The organism is Solirubrobacter deserti, assembly GCF_027587175.1.
Taxonomy (GTDB): Bacteria; Actinomycetota; Thermoleophilia; order Solirubrobacterales; family Solirubrobacteraceae; genus Solirubrobacter; species Solirubrobacter deserti.
Genome location: NZ_JAPCID010000003.1, coordinates 87,381 through 104,348, shown reverse-complemented (window position 1 = coordinate 104,348; position 16,968 = coordinate 87,381). Strand labels below are relative to the sequence as shown.

Annotated in this window: 17 protein-coding genes and 1 pseudogene; 7 read left to right on the top strand and 11 right to left on the bottom strand. The window is 69.5% G+C overall.

All coding sequences use genetic code 11. The annotated features are described in order from the left end of the window. Positions 1-119 precede the first annotated feature (119 nt). From OJ962_RS02785 to OJ962_RS02775, 3 genes are all read left to right on the top strand, one after another. Positions 120-1,424 carry a DNA cytosine methyltransferase gene (locus tag OJ962_RS02785; RefSeq protein ID WP_202955439.1) on the top strand — a complete coding sequence of 435 codons (1,305 nt, stop codon included), beginning with the start codon at positions 120-122 and terminating at the stop codon, positions 1,422-1,424. A gap of 120 nt (positions 1,425-1,544) precedes the next feature. After that, entirely contained in the window at positions 1,545-2,258 is a 714-nt protein-coding gene (locus OJ962_RS02780) for a hypothetical protein (protein ID WP_202955440.1), read from the top strand. Positions 2,259-2,322: 64 nt separating this feature from the next. Beyond that, positions 2,323-3,165 (top strand): hypothetical protein, encoded by an 843-nt coding sequence (locus OJ962_RS02775; RefSeq protein WP_270006165.1) that lies wholly within the window; start codon positions 2,323-2,325, stop codon positions 3,163-3,165. Between the two features lie 375 nt (positions 3,166-3,540). Here OJ962_RS02775 and OJ962_RS02770 read toward each other — a convergent pair whose 3' ends face one another. Continuing rightward, positions 3,541-4,317 (bottom strand): hypothetical protein, encoded by a 777-nt coding sequence (locus OJ962_RS02770; protein ID WP_202955442.1) that lies wholly within the window; start codon positions 4,315-4,317, stop codon positions 3,541-3,543. A 345-nt stretch (positions 4,318-4,662) separates the two neighbouring features. Between OJ962_RS02770 and OJ962_RS34290 the strand changes: the two are divergent. After that, positions 4,663-4,761 (top strand): annotated as a pseudogene (locus tag OJ962_RS34290) (type II toxin-antitoxin system HicA family toxin); the annotation flags it as partial. A gap of 102 nt (positions 4,762-4,863) precedes the next feature. Then, on the top strand, positions 4,864-5,091 hold the full coding sequence (locus OJ962_RS02765; RefSeq protein WP_270006164.1) for a type II toxin-antitoxin system HicB family antitoxin: 228 nt from the start codon (positions 4,864-4,866) through the stop codon (positions 5,089-5,091). A 17-nt stretch (positions 5,092-5,108) separates the two neighbouring features. Here the strand turns inward: OJ962_RS02765 and OJ962_RS02760 are convergent, their stop codons facing one another. The 8 genes from OJ962_RS02760 to OJ962_RS02725 form a co-directional block, all read right to left on the bottom strand. Continuing rightward, positions 5,109-6,116, bottom strand: coding sequence for a lytic transglycosylase domain-containing protein (locus OJ962_RS02760; protein WP_202955444.1), 1,008 nt, complete (start codon positions 6,114-6,116; stop codon positions 5,109-5,111). Between the two features lie 4 nt (positions 6,117-6,120). Then, positions 6,121-6,705: a hypothetical protein gene (locus OJ962_RS02755; protein WP_202955445.1), complete on the bottom strand. Its 585-nt coding sequence runs from the start codon at positions 6,703-6,705 to the stop codon at positions 6,121-6,123. Beyond that, positions 6,698-8,665, bottom strand: a complete 1,968-nt coding sequence (locus OJ962_RS02750; protein ID WP_202955446.1) for a type IV secretion system protein — start codon at positions 8,663-8,665, stop codon at positions 6,698-6,700. The genes OJ962_RS02755 and OJ962_RS02750 overlap by 8 nt, the downstream gene beginning before the upstream one ends. Beyond that, on the bottom strand, positions 8,662-11,073 hold the full coding sequence (locus OJ962_RS02745) for an ATP-binding protein (RefSeq protein ID WP_202955447.1): 2,412 nt from the start codon (positions 11,071-11,073) through the stop codon (positions 8,662-8,664). The genes OJ962_RS02750 and OJ962_RS02745 overlap by 4 nt, the downstream gene beginning before the upstream one ends. Next, the gene (locus OJ962_RS02740) at positions 11,070-11,585 is read right to left on the bottom strand and encodes a TcpE family conjugal transfer membrane protein (protein ID WP_202955448.1); all 516 of its coding nucleotides are present in this window, start codon (positions 11,583-11,585) and stop codon (positions 11,070-11,072) included. The genes OJ962_RS02745 and OJ962_RS02740 overlap by 4 nt, the downstream gene beginning before the upstream one ends. After that, a complete protein-coding gene (locus tag OJ962_RS02735; RefSeq protein WP_202955449.1) occupies positions 11,585-11,884 on the bottom strand; it encodes a hypothetical protein in 300 nt (99 codons plus the stop codon). Before OJ962_RS02735 ends, OJ962_RS02740 begins: the two co-directional genes overlap by 1 nt. A gap of 5 nt (positions 11,885-11,889) precedes the next feature. Further along, entirely contained in the window at positions 11,890-12,735 is an 846-nt protein-coding gene (locus tag OJ962_RS02730) for a conjugal transfer protein (RefSeq protein WP_202955450.1), read from the bottom strand. Positions 12,736-12,928: 193 nt separating this feature from the next. Further along, complete coding sequence (locus OJ962_RS02725) at positions 12,929-13,102, bottom strand: hypothetical protein (protein WP_202955451.1); 174 nt, start codon at positions 13,100-13,102, stop codon at positions 12,929-12,931. Between the two features lie 378 nt (positions 13,103-13,480). On the opposite strand from OJ962_RS02725, the gene OJ962_RS02720 reads away from it, so the two are divergent. After that, complete coding sequence (locus OJ962_RS02720) at positions 13,481-13,753, top strand: hypothetical protein (RefSeq protein ID WP_202955452.1); 273 nt, start codon at positions 13,481-13,483, stop codon at positions 13,751-13,753. On the opposite strand, the gene OJ962_RS02715 is transcribed toward OJ962_RS02720, so the two are convergent. Then, complete coding sequence (locus OJ962_RS02715) at positions 13,722-14,765, bottom strand: alpha/beta fold hydrolase (protein WP_270006172.1); 1,044 nt, start codon at positions 14,763-14,765, stop codon at positions 13,722-13,724. The two genes, OJ962_RS02720 and OJ962_RS02715, sit on opposite strands and share 32 nt — an antisense overlap. Between OJ962_RS02715 and OJ962_RS02710 the strand changes: the two genes are divergently transcribed. Continuing rightward, positions 14,649-16,190 (top strand): alkaline phosphatase PhoX, encoded by a 1,542-nt coding sequence (locus tag OJ962_RS02710; protein ID WP_202955454.1) that lies wholly within the window; start codon positions 14,649-14,651, stop codon positions 16,188-16,190. The two genes, OJ962_RS02715 and OJ962_RS02710, sit on opposite strands and share 117 nt — an antisense overlap. Here the strand turns inward: OJ962_RS02710 and OJ962_RS02705 are convergent. Next, the gene (locus OJ962_RS02705) at positions 16,187-16,879 is read right to left on the bottom strand and encodes a DUF2461 domain-containing protein (RefSeq protein ID WP_238931904.1); all 693 of its coding nucleotides are present in this window, start codon (positions 16,877-16,879) and stop codon (positions 16,187-16,189) included. The two genes, OJ962_RS02710 and OJ962_RS02705, sit on opposite strands and share 4 nt — an antisense overlap. Between the last annotated feature and the right edge of the window lie 89 nt (positions 16,880-16,968).

Sequence of the window (16,968 nt, the reverse complement as noted above, 5' to 3'; positions counted from 1 at the left end):
CGGTCATCGTGAGTCGCTCGACTTCTCGCATCCGTCGGCGGCCACAGCCCAATCCAATTGGGGTTGCCTCCGGCATGTCGGGGCCGTAGCTTCCGGCGGCGAAGGTAGGCTGTCTGAGAATGCCTCAGCTCGCGCGCACCGCGCTATCTCTTTACACGGGCGCGGGTGGTCTCGACTACGGCCTTGAGGCAGCGGGATTCCGCATCGTGGCGTGTGTCGAGCGCGACAAGGACGCACGTGCGACCATCGGCGCGAGTCGAGATTGGAGACTTGCCGAGCGGCCAGACATTGCGAGCTACGCTCCAAGCGAGCTCCTCGACGAGTTCTCCCTTCAGGAAGGCGCGATCGACGTCCTCGCCGCGGGGCCGCCTTGTCAGCCCTTCTCGAAAGCCGGCTGGTGGTACCGGGACGCCCGTAGACTCGCCGATCCGAGATCCGACACGCTCCGGATGCTTCTTGACGTTCTTGAGGAGACGCTTCCGCGCATTCTGCTTCTGGAGAACGTTCGAGGCTTCGCTTACCGCGATCGCGACGAAGCGGTCACTCTGATCCGGAGCCGCCTCGCCGCGCTAAATCACACACGAGGCACAAATTATGTGCTGCGCGCTCTCGAACTCAATTCGGCCGACTACGGCGTTCCGCAGCGTCGAGATCGGCTGTTTCTGTACGCGTGCATCGATGGCGCGGAGCTTCAGCTTCCCGAGCCCACACATGGACCCGGCCGACGGAATCCCTACCGCACAGCCTGGGACGCCCTGGGGGATGAAATCCCGGATGACGTGGAGGAACTCATGCCGTCCGGAAAGTGGGCGGAGCTTCTGCCCACGATTCCGGAAGGCCACAACTACTTGTGGCACACGCGACGGGGCGGAGGCGAATCGCTCTTCGGCTATAGGACGCGCTATTGGAGCTTTCTTCTGAAGTTGGCGAAGGCGATGCCATCGTGGACGCTGCCGGCGACACCCGGCCCATCGACGGGTCCGTTCCACTGGGATTCTCGTAGATTGGCCCGAAGCGAACTCCAGCGGCTTCAGACCTTCCCGTCCGACGTGACGGTCGTAGGAAGCCACACTTCCGCTCATCGGCAGCTAGGCAATGCTGTCCCTTCCGCCATCGGAGAACTACTCGGTCGCCTCGCGCTCGACTACCTCGGGAACAAGGCGCCGTCTGGCGAGCTCACCCTCATCCCCGGCGCACGAGCCGGCATGCCTCCTCCTCTGCCGCCGCAGCCGGTCCCGGGCTGGATTCGGAAGAAACACGCTCGTCCCCACGACGATCATCCTGGCAAGGGGAAGGGGCCGGGCGCGAAGGAGCGAGCCGAGCGTTCTCGCCCTACGCCGATCGAACCCATTGGCGCGCCTGACATCGTGCAGCTTCCGCATGTGAACCAAGTTGACCAGCCCGAGGAGTCGGTCCGGCGGTAATAGGCAATGCCGCTAGAGAACGTCTCAGCCAGGTGCTAGGGTTTCGCTTTCAATCGACTGCTTCCTGACTTCTCGCCGCGGATCGGCCTGATTTCTCCGAAGCAAAGGAGTGTGGTGCCAGTGCGCACCGTCGAAACGCCTCGCACGGCTGCGGAGATCGCCGAAGCGAAGCACGCTGCCGACCTTGACTTCGCCGCTGCCGTGGAGGAAGGCTTCAAGGACGTTCTCGTCAAGTCCGGTCTGGCCAACGAGGACGGCGGTCCCGACCTGTCCGTGTGCGCGGACAAGGTGTACGCCGAGATCAAGACGAAGCACGTTTCCAACATCGGCGAGAACGACGACCGCTTCAGCCCTGCCACGAGTTCCTCTCGTGAGGAACTGACTCGTGTCGTTGTGACCGAAGCCCCGACTCCCGCCGAGATCGAGCATGACGAGGTTCACGCCGCGATCTGGAAGAAGTGCCACTCGCTGATCTGGAACCTCACCGCGACCAACGGCGATCGCGGTCGCGTGCAGAAGAAGCTGGACGCCGACAAGCTCATCCTCGTGCGCGGCAAGGTGTACCGGAACGGCAACACCATCAAGGATGGCATCTACGTCTCGACTCACGAGGAAGTCGTGCTGCGTGAGTTCATCGGGCCGCATCTCGTGAAGATGCGAAAGCTCGCCGAGGCGCTCGAGGTCGACTTCGAGATGGCGGCCGAGCGGTCTCCGGCGCTTGCCGCGCCGATGCGCGCTGCGATCGAGCGGGCGCTCATTGAGGTGTCCGCCACTCTGCCAGTTCCGACGCTGGGATCGGGCGAATCGAACGGTCGGAAGGCGCTCGGGGCCTAGGCCCAGCCCGCTGGTGCGTCCTCGCTTCGGAGGGCGCGCCAGCGACGGGTTCCTCTCAAGCGCCATGGCAGAGCCAAGACCAAGCACAAAGGAAGCGATCCTCGAGGTGATCGGCAGCGGCGCCGCCACCGAGACCGAGATCAAGGCGGCAACCGGGTTCAGCTCGAGCCGCATAACGCCCGAGCGCATTCGCATGTGGCAGGACGGGATCATCGAGCCCGAGAACGAAGATGGCTGGACCGCAGCTCTGCGGAACCGTCCAAAAACCGTTCGCTGGCGTCGAGTCGACGATCAGGACCGGCAGAAGGAGGTAGCAGAGCGCGCAGCGACTCGAAAGACCCGCAACGCCAAACCTTCCGCCGAGGAAGAGGCGCGCAGGATCGTTGAGGCCTTGAGCGATCCGACAGTGAATCGACTCGTGCTGCAGCTTACGAAGGCTGGGCCCGGGTCGCGACGCGCAGTTCGCGAGGCGGAGAAGGTCCTAAAGCAGCAACACAGTGATGCTCGTCAGCGGGCCCGTCAGGCAGAACGCGACAAGGCGACGAACGCCGACTTTCAACGGATGATCGCGACCCTGTGGGACGCTCGAGGTGCAGTCGCTGCGATCGACGCACACCTGATTCGAGAGCGTGCTCGCGTGTCCAATGGCGAGCCGAGGCTAATAGCAGACGCCGACTGGCTGGTCGCTCTCCGTGACGTTCGCACAATCATCGAGAGCTTCGGCACGATGTGGAAGAACGTACGCGACCTCGGAGACGCTGACGCGCCTTGTCCTGCTTGTGGTGCGCCCCAAGCAGCTGAGCACCGGGGCCTGAACCCCCAAATCGTGGATACCTCGGCGGAAGAGTTCACCGAGGCCGAAATTGTTTCGGAGGACATCGTCGACGCTGACGCGGCCGCGATGTAGCACTTCCGGCGCGTTGGCGCCGAAAGGGGGTGAGCCCCGGCAACCGGCGACTCGCTGGAATCTCGTCTCTCCGGCCTGATTCCTCCGACGCCGATCGGGTACCGCTGACGAGGCTTTGCTTCGTCAGCGGGCTCCTCTCTTCACCGCCGTCACTGCAAACGGCCGCGCGTACTCCACCAGCGCCTGCGACATCCTCTTCCGTATCAGCCTGGGCTACCCGTCGGTACGTGAGGACCTTCACTACGTTGTCAAGGGCGGCTCGCTTCGCTCGCCGCCGCGCCGGCTGCGGGCGGCCGCAGGCGGCCGTCCTCGCCGGCGTGCACTCGGCTGAATGCGGGACCCGGACCGACACGGCCCGCGCCCTGCCCACGATCCCTAGAGAGGCCTCGGCACGGGCGCAGTCAGGCTGCCCATGACGTTGTAGAGCGCCTTCGTGAACCCGATCAGCGTCTCATGCGTCAGCAGATTCCGTTGCTTGAAGTCCACACGAGCAGAACTCGGCCAAATCTCCGCAACCGCGAATTCGTCCGGGTACGGAACATCCTTGAAACGCCACTCGTCGAGCAGACTTCCGGTCACCTGAAGGACGAGCGCAACGGCGGTCATCGTGACGAAGTACACGGTGACTTCGGCGGGCTCCGGCTCGCCACGCTTCCCTAGCCGTATCCCCTGATACGCGTAATGGCCGATATCCCGCGCCTCGTAGGTCGCCACGCGGATCCAGACGCCGTCGGGTGGCGGCTCCTTGTGCTCGTAGAGAAATTGACGGTGCGCCTCCGGCACGGTTCGCTCCGCCGGATGGAGCTCGTCGAAGATGCACGCTTTCAAGAAGGCCCAGGTCGCGAGGGTCCTCTGCATCCGCCGATGCAGCTGCCGACCTTCCGCCCGGACGAGCGCTTGAAGGATCGGCTTCGCGGCGGACTCGATCTCGGACATCCACCCGTTGTTGCATCGCGCGCAGACCGCCTTGACCTGCTGGTTGAACGGCGGGGCAGTCCACGCTTGGTCTCGCGTCGTCGTCCCGTCCGACTCCTGCTGCATCCGCCAGTCGAAACCAGCCTTGATCTCCAGCTCACGTCGCAGCCAGTCCGGCCACAGGTGCTCGCGGGTGAGGGGCGTCCCGCCACAGAAGATGCACGCCTTCGAAGCCACCCACTCAATGTAGGCCCTGGCGATCAAGAGATTCGAACCGCGGGGCAGCGGCGACGCGGCCGTTGGCATCGTAGTGAGCAGAGCACCGCCGTGATCCGTTCGCTGCGGCGCCATCCGACAGGCGCGACAGGTAGCTACGGCGTCCGTCGGCGTCAAGACGACTGCTTCGCAGCTCGCTGCGCTCGGCCCTGACGGGCTCATCTTGACCCCGCCGGCCGCCTCCGCTCTTGTGCAGGTGAGGACCGGCTGCGCCGGTTGACAGCGGACCATCCGCTGCGCTCAGGCACGGCGACAACCACGGGGCGGCGAGGCGGGACGGTCCGCGACGTGGCGTACGGTGCACGCATGCCGGTGAAGGTCCGAGAGGCGATCAGGCGCATCGAGGCCGCCGGGTGGCAGCTCTCCCGCACGCGCGGGAGCCATCGGCAGTTCCGGCACCCCGAGCGGCCAGGCTTGGTCACGATCGCGGGCAAGCCGTCGGACTCCTTGCATCCGAAGACCCTGGGCGAGCATCATCAAACAGGCAGGACTCCAGGACGAGGACCGATGACCGAACGCCAGTACCTGATCGTGATCGAAGGCAACGACGAAGCCGGGTTCTCCGCCTACGTGCCCGACCTGCCCGGGTGCGTGGCCGCCGGCAAGACCCGAGAGACCGTCGAGCGCGAGATGCACGACGTGATCGCCTTCCACCTCGAAGGCCTGCAGCAAGCCGGCGAGCCGATCCCCGAGCCCTCCGACCTGACCGCCACGTACGTCAAGGTCGCGGCGTAGCGACTGCAGCTCGCCAGTCACGCGTCCATGCCCCAGTGGATGTGGTCGCAGTGGTCGCCGCGGGCGAACATGCCCGGGTCAGCCGGGTCCGGGTCCCAGCAATAGATCAGCTCGGTCGAGCGCGTCGGGCCAGTCACCGCAGCGAGCTCGCGCACCAGGTCCGCGCACGCACCGCGCCGGCCACCGCGGCAGACCTCCCCGTCGACGGCGCCGATGTCGAATGCGCGCCCGGCTTCGTGGTTGGTTCCCGGCGAGTGATCGGCCCGGAGCGAAGTGACGACGATCGAGCGGCGCTCGCCGATCCAGGCCAGCGTGGAGAGCAGCCGAGCGTCGAAGCCGCCGGCGCGAAGGTCGGCGCGCTGGCCGACCGTGAAGATCAGGCGCCGGTTGTCGAGCAGCTCGCGGACCGTGGCGCGTTCGGCCGGTGAGGTGTTCGTCGAGCCGGCGGCCGCGCCGCGATAAATCTCGGCCTGGGCCAGGACGTCGGCGACGTACCACTCGGCGTGGTTGTAGGCGAAGATCGCGCGGTGGTAGTCGGCCGGGGCGCCCGAGGCCTTCAGGTAGCGGGCGGCCGCGGGGATCGCATCCTGCGGGTCATACGGGGACTTGCGGCCGTCGTTGTTGCCGTCGACGCCGTAAGCGTCCCAAGTGCTCGGTGAGCCGACGATCGAGAACTGCATCGGGCCGGCACAGCAACCGAAGGCGTTGACGCCCGACCGCACGCCGGGCGCGGCGAGCCGGCCGTGGTTGGTCTCGATGTGCCCGATGGCAGCAAGAATCCACGGGTCGACGCCGTAGCGCGCACCGGCCTGTTGGTAGAGCTCGAGATAGGCGTGCGGGATGTCTGCGAGCGCCGTGCGCGACGGCTCGTAGCCGCTGCCCTGCGGCGCCTGGAGGCCGAACAGTGCGCCGAGGACGCCGACCAGGACGATCAGCCACACGCACCCGAAGACCAGGAGCGCGATGATCAGCTTGCGGCCGCGGCGTGAGCGGGCGACGCCGATGGCGATCGTCGCAGCGGCCATCGTGTCAGCGCTCCAGCTCGGTGACGAGCCAGCCCGTCGGCGTGTTCGCGAGCTGCAGGTGGATCGAGTAGCGGCGCGCGTCGTCGTCGATGACCGCGAGCAGCTCGGCGCGCTCGCGGGTGACGCTGTCGCTCTGCAGCAGCTCGACGCGCGCTCGGCGCCGGCGCTCGGTGGCCGGGACGCGCGGGCGCTCGCGGAGGAGCTGCGCACGCAGCTCAGGTGTCGCCGCGGTGAGCTTGGAGTCGCGGCCGTAGGTGTGTGCCAGGTAGCCCTTCAGGAAGCGGCGAGCGGCGCGCTTGCCGCGGGCGATGTCGTCAGGGCGCGCCTGCAGGTTCGGCGGCGGGTTGCTCTCCTCGCTCGGCACCTGCGGCGTGGCGGGCGGGGCGAGCACCGGAAGCGGTGCGGGCGGCTGCACATCACCGTCGCGCGGAGCGGGGGCGGAGGCTGGACGTGGTGACGGGCCCGCGTCGTCGAGCAACGCGAGCGTGGCCACGACACCGAGGATCAGGACGACCGCGATCGCGAACAGCCGCGGGCGGTCGCCGTCGGCGATCGGCGTGTTCGCGAACAGGCGCAGGCGGTCAAGCACGGTCCCAGGTGTCGCCGCGGTTGATCGGCTCGTGCGGGCGCTCGCGCAGCTCGCGGGCGCGACGCATGACGTCCTCGTGCGAGTCGCGCGGTGTCGGCTCGGCAGCCGGAGCGGACGGCTCACGCGTCGCCGGAGCGGAGCGCGGAGGCGTAGCCGGCGACGAGGCAGCCGCACTGTCTGCAGATGACGCAGGTGCCTGCAGCGGATCGCCGAGGACGACGGCCGGGGCCGCCGTGGCGGTTGCGCTGGGGGCCTCGGCGGGCTTGCTTGGCGGGGCGAGCACGGCGACGCCTCCGCCGCTGTGGCCCTTGCTTGCGGCGGGCGCGGAGTCGTTGGCGCGGGAGACGTGGCCGTCGGTGGCCGCGAGCGTGCCGTTCGGGCCAGAGGCGGATGCGTGATCGGTCGTCGCGGCCGGTGCGGGTTCGGGCGTCTTCGCCGAGCGGGTCTTCTCGGAGCCGGCGAGCGCGCTCTCCTGGCGGCTCATGCGACCCGCGGTGACGCCGGCGAGCGCCGTGAACGGATGGCTGGCGGCGACCGCGCCCTTCTGCACGACGGTCATGCGGGGGACCTTCGGGGCGTCCGGGCTGCCGGAGGTGGCGGCGACGAGCCGGCCGGTGATCTGCTTGCGGTACAGGAAGATCGCCCAGAAGAAGATCGTCTGCAGCCCGAAGGCCAGCAGGAAGCCCAGCGAGCCGGTGCTCGCGGTCAGCGCCGCGCTCACGGCGAGGACGATCGCGATCACGAGCGAGTAGAGCGCCTTGATGAAGATCGCGGTCGCCAGCTTGGACAGCCACGTCTTGAAGAAGGCGTGGCCGGCGCCGGGGAAGATGCCGACGATCAGCGCGACCGGGGCGAAGCCGAGCAGCACGAGCGCGACGACCTGGGCGAGGATCACGGCCAGCGAGAGGAAGCCGAGCAGCGCGACGGCCCCGAGCGCGCCGATCAGCACGACGACCGAGAAGGTCAGGCGCTGGTAGGCGCCGCCGGCCTGCTGGGCGTCGACGGCGGGCGCGTCGGCCTTGTCGACCTGGTAGCCGCGGAACTGCGGATCGTTGGGCGCCTGCCCTTCACGCAGCGCGTCGTACTCGGCCTTCCGTTCCTCCGAGCCCGGGCGCTGAGCGAGGTAGCGGGACGCGTAGCCGCCGTGGCCGTCCTTGCCCTGCTTGAGGTGGTCGCGGCAGACGTCGCGCGCCGGGTCGTGCGGGCTGACCGGGCGCGGGAAGCCGTCGTCATCGAGCCGGTCGGTGTCGACACAGTGCGTGAGCCCGCCAAACTGCAGCACCGCCCACGGCTGCACGACCAGCGTCTCGAACAGGTGATCGGCGACCTGACGCTTGGCGCCCTGCGGATCATCCAAAGAGCCGGAGTTCGCGCCAGAGAGAAACGCGTTCGAGAGCTGGTTCGTCCACTGGGAAGCCTGGCCGACGGTGCGCTCGGGCTGGTAGACGAAGAACAGCGCCAGCAGCACGAACAGCACCGAGACGGCGAGCGCGCCGGCGGTCTCGGTGTAGCGGCGCTGCACGAGCGCCTTCCAGATCGCCCAGATGCCGGCGACGAGGATCGCGACGACGATCCAGGCCTGGCCGATGACGTTCTCGTAGAGGTTGGTGATCGCGTCGCCGATCGGCTTCAGCGCCCCGTCGCCCCCGTTGAGCAGGTCGAGCGAGAACGCCCACGTGAGCAGGTCGATCGTGCACTTGACCAGCAGCGAGGTCGCGCTCCAGATCTGCGCGGCGGCCCACTGGGCGATCATCGGCGGGATGCCCTCAGGCTCGGTCACGCCGACGTCGACGTGGTAGTCGAGCGCGTACGCCGACAGCGGATAGCGATCGGCGAGCCCGCCGTCGACCTGGGACTGCGGCGAGACGTTCCCGAGCAGGTCGCTGCCGCGGTACTCGGCGCTCGCCCCCGGCCACGCGAGCAGCACGAGGGCGAGCGCGAGGACGAGCACCTTGGTCATGCCGCGGCCTCCAGGACCGGGCGGGCGCCTGGGGAGGTGTCCAGGATCCGCAGCAGGTGCTCGTGCACGGTCTCGATCTGCAGCTCGGCGACGCGATCGTCGATGTCGCGCATCAGGCACCGCCCGCGCCGGTAGGAACGGACGCGCTCGACCAGCGCGCGATCCTCGGGATCGAGCCCGAGCAGCTCCAGCGCGCGGCGCGCTTCGGCCGCGGTCTCCTGGCCGAAGATGAACCGCGTGCCGATCAGGTTCTCGATCTCGCCGACGTCGGTGAGCTGCTGGGTGGCGAGGATCAGCGTCGCGTTCTCCGCGCGACCGAGCCGGTTGAGCCGGTCGATCAGGCGCCGGCCGTCGCGGGACGCGAGCAGGAACCAGGCCTCGTCGAAGAGCACGACCTTGTGCACCGAGCGGTCGCCGGCCACGAGCCGCATCGCGTAGGCGGCGATCAGCTTCAGGGTCGCGACGCCGAGCCGCTCGGCCTGGTCGTAGTCGCCGCGGGCGATCCCGGGAGCGGGGAGCGAGAGGCCGCGGGCTTTGATTGTCGTCACCGGACGCTGCGCGGCGACCCGGGCGCGATCACCGTCGCCGAAGCCGAGGCGGGCGACGCCCGAGTCGGCCCACACGCTCAGCGCCTCACCGGCCGCCCGGGCATCGGAGTCCGATGAAGCGAGCAGCAGCTCCAGCACCCGCAGGCAGCTTGGAGCCGGCGACTCGATCGCCTGGCGGACGGCCTTGCGGACCTGCGTCTCCCACGCCGGTGGGGACTGCGGCAGCAGATCGACCAGGTAGGAGCTCGCGAGGTCCTCGCGCAGCGACTCGGGCGCGACGGACAGCGGGTCCAGCAGCCCGCGGTAGCGGTCATCCCCGGAAAGCTCGATCACATGGACACGACCGTCGAGCTCCGGCAGGCCTTCGAGGTTGTGGTCGGGCTTGGGATCGACGTCGACCACCAGCGAGCCGCGACGCTCGGCCTGGAAGGCGAGCAGCTCGGCCGCGATCGTCTTCCCGGACCCAAGTGTCCCGGCGAGCAGGATCGACGGCGGCCGTCCGGCGCGAGACGCCTCGGTCACATCAAAGCGGACAGGTCGTGCGCCGCCGGCGAGCGTGCGGCCGATCAGCACGCCGCGCTCGGAGCCGGCCTGGTGGGTGCCGATCGGCATCAACGCGCCGAACTGTTCGATCGTCAGCACGTCGGCGTAGTCACGCACGGTGCCGCCATCGGCGCGTGGCAGGTGATCGAGAAACAGCGCGGGCTGCAGCCCGAGCGGGCGATGCAGCGCGACGGTGCCGTATCGGTGCACGAGTGCCTCGACGCGCTGCTCCAGCTCCCCCTCCGACGGTGCGCCGACCGCGAGCGAGATCGCGACGTTGAGCAGCGGCGGCCGCTCATGCGACTGCAGGTAGGCGTCCAGCTCCCGCGCGAGCGCCCGGTTCTCCTCGGCCACGTACGACAGCGGCCCGTGCGTGGACTGCAGCTGCTCAGAGAAGGCCACGTCGGCGTCGACGATCCGCCGGCGCACACGCGAGATCGCCTCCCGGTTGCCCAGCCAGCGCGCGTGCAGCACCACGTCGACCGGGAACGGCAGCGCCTCCAGCGGCGAGAACAGCAGCTCCGCGCCGCCCGGAAACTCGGACTCCTCAGGCAAGGCGCCCATCCCGAGCATCGCCTGATGCGTGCGGCCCGCTTCGGCGTCAACCACCAGGGCGCGGTCCTGCTCGAACACCGGCGCGTTGCAGTGACGCACGATGTCGGTGCCGAGCGGCTCGTAGGCCGGTTGGCCGTACGCGGTCTCAACGATCAGCGCGCTCGGCTCCCAGTGGTCATCGAGTGCGGGCTCGGCGACGCCACGGCTCGCGGCGCGGCGCAGCAGCCACTGCAGCTCGCGCGTCGTGGCGCGGCGCACGGGCAGTGCCGCTTCGGCGCGGCGGAAGGCGCGTTCCTCGGCGGCGACCAGGGCGTCGATGTCTGACGCCGGGATCGGTACCGGATGCTCGACGCCGAACAGGCCCTCGATCCGCCGGCGCATCCGGTCGACACCGGCCGAGCGTTGTGACGGCAGGGACACCGCTAGGTAGACCTCGGGCGTGAACGAGCGCAGCTCGCGCAGGTGCGCCTCGTGCCCGTTCAGGTATGCGCGCCACGCCGCCGCGGACTGCCCGCGCTCGTCGAGCAGCGCCATCGCCTGATCGGCGTAGCCGGCGGCCGGATAGGCGCGGCACACCCGCCACAGCGAGAAGTCGGCCTCGACCGCGAACGCGAACCGCGCCGGCCGCCGCAGCCACTCGCGCTTGTCCGCGACCGCCAGGAACGGATACGAGACCGTGTCCACGCGAAACAGCGCGGCCCGCGCGTCACCCTGGCCGACGAGGATGTTCTGATGCGCGTAGCGCAGCGGGAAGCGCGTCATGGCCGGATCTCCATCTCAGTCCGCGCGCACAACACGACGGCGCCGCCCGGCTCGCCGAGCGTCGTGGGCACGTTGAACGTCACGCGCGCCGGCCCCACCACGCGCGCAGGATGCAGGGCGGGAGCGTCAGCGTCCCAGCGCACCGCCAGCTCGCCGTCCCAGCGCACCGGCTCACCGTCGAGCGGCACGACACGGCCGGCGGAGCGGCGATGCGCCCGCACACGACAACGCAGCCAGTCCCAGGCGAAGCGATGAGCGGTTCGTCCATCCGGCGCGGCCTGGACGCCGAGCACCGCGACCGCGAGCGGCAGCACCACGTAGCGCAGCGGCGGCGACAGGAACGCCAGCAGGTCGCCGAGCAGCACGACCAGCAGCACCGTCGCGGCGAAGTAGCCGACCGCCCGCAGCGGCACGCCGCCGGGCACGGGAAGCGCCCAGCGGTCTACGCGGTAGATGCGCCGGTCGACCTCGAACACGCGCCGGTAGGAGCGGATGACGAACCGCTCGGACATCAGCCCGTGATCGTCTTCCAGATGTCCTGGACCGTGCCGGCAACATCGTTCGGGGCCATCACGAAGCCGCCCACGATCAGCGCCGCGACCATGAAGACCGCCAAGTCCGCGAACCGCCGGTTCAGCAGGAACATCAGCGCCACGACAGCGGCGATGCCGACGTACAGGCTCTGGGCCCAGCCGCCGAGCAGGTTGCCGATGTTCTCGCCGACCTTCTCGCCGTCGCCCTGGGCATAGGCCGAGGCCGCCACCGACCAAGCGCACGCGGTCACCGCCGCGCCCGTCATCAACTTGCGCATCGTTCTCATCCCGCCTTCTTCGAAGAATTGACCGCCGCGACCAGCCAGCGGTCTTCGCGAACGAGCTGCAGCCGGTAGCGCAGCCCGTAGGTCGCGCCCGTCGCCGCGTCCTTGGCGCGGACGGTCGCCATCACCTCGCGCACGCGTCCCTGCGCGGGCGCCACCAAGGCCAACGACGTCACGTCGACCAGCTCGTGCTCGGCCGCGAGCGCACCGATCCGCACGCCGGTCGGCGTGAAAAACGACAGCTCCCCCGCATCACCGGCGAGGTAGGCCGTCAGGAACCTCGAGACCACGTCCTCGATCGGCGCGCGCTCACTCGCCGGCAGCGACTCGCCCGACATCTGCGGCGCCGACGCCAACGTGGGCGGCGCCGCCAGCGACGGCAGATCCGAGACCACCAGACCGCCGCGCGCATCCCGCGCCACCGGAACCGTCAGATATCGCGTACCGCCGGTCGCCGCGGCCGCCACCGTCACCAACGCCCGCGAGTCATCGACCCGGAGCACGCGCGCCACCGAAACCGACCCGACCGCCCGCCGCGGCGCATCCTCGCCGTACTCCGGCACGACCGAGCTCGCCAGCTCCGGCCCCACGAACGCCCGGATCGCCGACTCAGACGCCTCCGGGTCCTTCGCGTTGTACGTCAGATACGCACGCGCGAAATCCGACGCGAACGCCCGGACCTCGTCGTCCGGCCACGATGCAACCGCGGGCTTAGCCGTCGCGGCGACGGCGCCCGGCCTGCGCGGCTCCATCACGCTCGCCACGCCACGCAGCAACAGCACCAGCACGAGCAGCCACAACACCGCCCGTCCGAGCCGTTTGACCAGCCCGCCAGGAGTCCGCACAACACCGCGACGCGGACCGCGCGAGACCGCGCCTACTCGCAGGTGGGCCACAGCCACACCTCCCCGTCGATCGACAGACGACGAACCCGACCGTTGCACCTGGGCCGGATGTCATCGACCTTCGCCGGGCTGATTCGCAACAACTCAGAAACATCCTCTGAGCAGGAAGTTTTGACTCTGACAACATCGGCCCTCATGCCGACCACCGCCGCTCCAGCAGCGCCCGATGCGCACCCACCAGACGGTTCACCGCTTCCCACGGCGTGCGCCCCGACTCGCGCAGCAACGGGTAGCCCTCCACCTCGGCCTCGAAGCGGCCGGCGCACTCGCGTACGATCAACGCGACCCGCAGCTCGGTCGCCCTCACGAGATCACCCGCACATCCCTTAAGCCCGCCGAGCCGGCCCGGGGAACAAAGAGATCTCGACCAGCGTCCCGCACCCATGACACACATGTGCGGAACGGACGCAACCGACCGCTTACCCGGTCAAGGCGAAAACCCCGCGTTTGCAGGCAAGACGCACCTCGACGCCGGACGCCAAGTCGATCCAGGCCAGCATGGTAAGGAAGGGGTCGCCGGTTCGAGTCCGGCAGAGGGCTCTGGCCTTCGCTCGTCCCTGAATCGCGGGCCGTCAGCGCGCCCACGCCAACGTCCCACCGCCAGCGCCGCCGGAGTGCCGAAGGCGGTGCTCAAAGCGCGCCGGTCTTTCGCTCGTCAGGATCGTGCGCCGGTACCCTCGAGGGAATGGCCGAGCCGTCCAAGCGCCGCCTCCCGGCGACCGTCCGCAACGTCCCGTGGCCGGAGTTTCGCAAGCAGGCGACGACGGTCTTCCTCATGCTGCAGGCCGGCTGGACGGCGCTCACGCCACAGGAGCGCGAAGAGGCGCGCAAGCTCGTCACGAAGTCGAAGGGGCGCCCGAGAAACCTCACGAAGCTCGAGGCGCGCCGGCTCGGGAAGCTGGCTGCGAAGGCCGCGCGCGCCGCGGCTAACGAGCGTTCGCGACGATCGCCTCGATGATCCGCGGCCACGCTCCCGGCGGGAGGTCGTGGCCGAGTCCGTCGATCAGCTCGAACCGAGCGCCCGGGATGGCGTCGGCGGTCGCGCGGCCGCCGCTCGGCGCGCACATGACGTCCGCGGATCCGTGGATGACGACCGTCGGGCACGAAATGGCGCGCAGCGAGCCCGTCCGATCGCCGGCGCGGCGAACGGCGCGGTGCTGACGGCGCCGCCCCGCGCGACCCTGCGGATCGCGCGCAGCTGCCACTCGCGAGACGCGGCGGATCCAGTCGACGTCCTGCTCGAACCTGGTCGAGCCGATCACGGAGAACATCCGCACGCGCCGCTCGCCCGCATCGCGAGAGCGGCGCAGCGCGGCCAGGAAGACGCGCGGTGACGTGCGGCCGACGCCGCGCGCGCCGGTCGTGGACATCAGCGACGCCAGAGACAGCACGCGCGACGGATGCCGCACGGCGACGACCTGCGCGATCATCGCGCCCAACGAGGCGCCGGCCACGTGCGCGGCGCTGACGCCCAGCGCGTCGAGGAGGCCGACGGCGTCGTCGGCCATGTCCTCCAGCCCGTACGGCGCGTCCACGTGCGTCGAGCGCCCCGCATCGCGGTTGTCGAAGCGGACCACGAAGAACCCGTGGCCGGCCAGCGAGGCGCAGAACGCATCCGGCCAGTGCACGAGCTGGAACCCCATGCCCATGATCAGCAGCAGCGCCGGATCGCTCGGTGAGCCGAACGTCTCGTAGCACAGCTCCACTTCGCCCACGGAGGCGAATCGCTCGCCCGCACCGACAACCGAGGTCATAGAACGCGCATGATGGCGGCAACCGACGTTGACCGTGGAGTTCTTCCTCTCCGAGAGGCGTAGTGTCCCCCGAGTCCTGCAAAGCGGGAGAGGAGAGACATGCAGACAGGACTTGATCGGCGGACGTTTCTGGCGCGCGCCGCCGCGGCGGGCGGCGGTTTGGCGAGCCTGGGCGCGCTCGAACGGCTCACAGCCGCCAACGCGAGAGCCAATCACGGCCATCGCCCTCAGCCGTACGGGCCGCTGAGACGAACGAAGGATCAGCGGGGCGTCGAGGTGCTCGCGCTTCCGGCCGGCTTCAGCTACGTCACGTTCAGCCACACGGGCAGCACGATGTCGGACGGGTACCCGACGCCGCTCGCGCTGGACGGCATGGGCTCGTTCGCGAACCCGAGGCACCGCCGGCACCCGGGCCACGGCCACGGGCACGGCCACGGCGATCACCTCGTCCGTCTCGTCCGCAACAGCGAGGATCGCAACCCGGCCGGCACGCCGGGCGGCCTCCTCGGCGATCGCAGCCAGGCGTACGACGCGACGGCGTACGGCGGCACGACGACCCTCGTCTATGACGAGCATCGCCGCCGGCTCGTGCAGGACTTCGTGAGCCTCAATGGCACGACGGTCAACTGCGCGGGCGGGATTGCCTTCCGGCGGCGGTACTGGCTGACGGGGGAGGAGACGGTCGGCGGACCCGATTCTGCAGACCCGGAGGCCCGCTTCGCCAAGCGCCACGGCTACCTCTTCCAGACGCCGGTCGACCGCGACGCGCACGAGCTCGAACCGGGCGTCCCGATCACGGCCGCCGGGCGGTTCAGCCACGAGGCCGCCGCCGTCGATCAGCGCACCGGCATCGTCTACGAGACCGAGGACCCGGGCTCGGGCGTCGGCGCGGGGTTCTATCGCTATACGCCGGTCAACCCCGACGATCTGACGCGCGGCGGGACACTCGAGATGCTGGCGATCGCCGGCCGCCCGAACGTCGACCTGCGCGAAGGCCAGCGCCGCGGGATGCGGCTGCCGGTGAGCTGGGTGCGGATCGACGAGCCCGATCCGGAGCTCGCGGCGGTCGGCGACCCGCGCAGCACCTTCAACCAGGGCTGGGCCAAGGGCGGCGCGAAGTTCAACCGCCTCGAGGGGTGCTGGGAGGACGACAGCACGATCTTCTTCGTCTCCACGAGCGGCGGCAACGCCAAGAACGGGGACGTCAACGACGACGGCTACCGCGAGGGCTTCGGGCAGGTCTGGGCGTACCGGCCCGGCCATCACCGCAGCGGCGGAACCCTAACGCTCGTGTACGAGTCCAGCTCCGCGACCGAGCTCGACTCGCCGGACAACCTCACCGTCACGCCGCGGGGCGGCCTGGTCGCGTGCGAGGACGACGCGTCCTCGGCCACCGTGGACACGCACCCGCTCGCGCCGGGCATCGAGAACGTCAACCGCCTGATCGGGATCACGCAACGCGGCGAGGCCTTCGAGCTCGCGGTCAACGTGCTCAACGGCTCCGAGCTCGCGGGCGTCTCGTTCAGCCCGAGCGGGCGGACGATGTTCTTCAACCTGTTCGGCCGGGCGGAGTTCACCGAGGCGCCGGTCGAGGGGATGACCTGCGCCGTCACCGGCCCCTGGCACCGAGGCCCGCTCTAGTACTCGACCCGCGTCGCGTCGCACAGGAACCGCATGAAGTCGCTCGCCCGCGCACAGCGAGCGATGAACTCGTCGAGGAACTCGCCCGACACGGCCTCGTCCTCGGAGAACTCCGAGATCGCCATGAAGTCCTTGCGCTTGAGCTCCTCGATCAGCGGGTGATCGCGGTCGAAGCCCGCCGGCGGGCGCTTCAGGGACTCGCCGCCGAGCCGAAAGCCGGGGATGTCGCTGACCGCGGTCCACCGCGCGGGCTTGGCCGCGATCGCCGAGCGGATCGCGTGCAGCGTCTCGCGCTCCGGGTGCCAGACCCCGCACGCCATGAACACCGACCCCGGCTCCAGGTGCAAATAGAAGCCGGGCGCGTGGACGTCACGCGTCCGCGCGTGTCGGAACTGCACGCCGCAGTGGGTCTTGTAGGGCGTCTTGTCCTTCGAGAAGCGCGTGTCCCGGTAGATGCGGAACAAGGACCCGCCCGTCGTGCGCGCGTCCGCGACGATGTGGCGGCTGATCTCGGGCATCCGCATCCCGACGTCCTCGACGAAGGCCAGTGCGGGCTCCTGGACGTTCGCCACGTACCGATCCTTGTTCTCCGCGAACCACGTTCGATCGTTGTTCGCGGCCAACTCGCGCAGGAACGCGAAGAGCTCAGGTCCGAAGGAGGGCGCTTCAGCAACAGTCACGGTGACCATCATCGCCGGTGACTCGTGTCACCGGCCAAACACGCGCGCTGGACAACGCACATCTCACCCGCGACGCTCCGGCAAGCCGGCGCGGCAGG

Bases quoted from the DNA above. Each gene is read 5' to 3' on its own strand.
- OJ962_RS02740 (WP_202955448.1), bottom strand. From the start codon at position 11,585: ATGTCCGAGCGGTTCGTCATCCGCTCCTACCGGCGCGTGTTCGAGGTC.
- OJ962_RS02705 (WP_238931904.1), bottom strand. From the start codon at position 16,879: ATGGTCACCGTGACTGTTGCTGAAGCGCCCTCCTTCGGACCTGAGCTC.
- OJ962_RS02785 (WP_202955439.1), top strand. From the start codon at position 120: ATGCCTCAGCTCGCGCGCACCGCGCTATCTCTTTACACGGGCGCGGGT.
- OJ962_RS02750 (WP_202955446.1), bottom strand. From the start codon at position 8,665: ATGACCAAGGTGCTCGTCCTCGCGCTCGCCCTCGTGCTGCTCGCGTGG.
- OJ962_RS02710 (WP_202955454.1), top strand. From the start codon at position 14,649: ATGCAGACAGGACTTGATCGGCGGACGTTTCTGGCGCGCGCCGCCGCG.
- OJ962_RS02720 (WP_202955452.1), top strand. From the start codon at position 13,481: ATGGCCGAGCCGTCCAAGCGCCGCCTCCCGGCGACCGTCCGCAACGTC.
- OJ962_RS02775 (WP_270006165.1), top strand. From the start codon at position 2,323: ATGGCAGAGCCAAGACCAAGCACAAAGGAAGCGATCCTCGAGGTGATC.
- OJ962_RS02765 (WP_270006164.1), top strand. From the start codon at position 4,864: ATGACCGAACGCCAGTACCTGATCGTGATCGAAGGCAACGACGAAGCC.
- OJ962_RS02735 (WP_202955449.1), bottom strand. From the start codon at position 11,884: ATGCGCAAGTTGATGACGGGCGCGGCGGTGACCGCGTGCGCTTGGTCG.
- OJ962_RS02760 (WP_202955444.1), bottom strand. From the start codon at position 6,116: ATGGCCGCTGCGACGATCGCCATCGGCGTCGCCCGCTCACGCCGCGGC.
- OJ962_RS02745 (WP_202955447.1), bottom strand. From the start codon at position 11,073: ATGACGCGCTTCCCGCTGCGCTACGCGCATCAGAACATCCTCGTCGGC.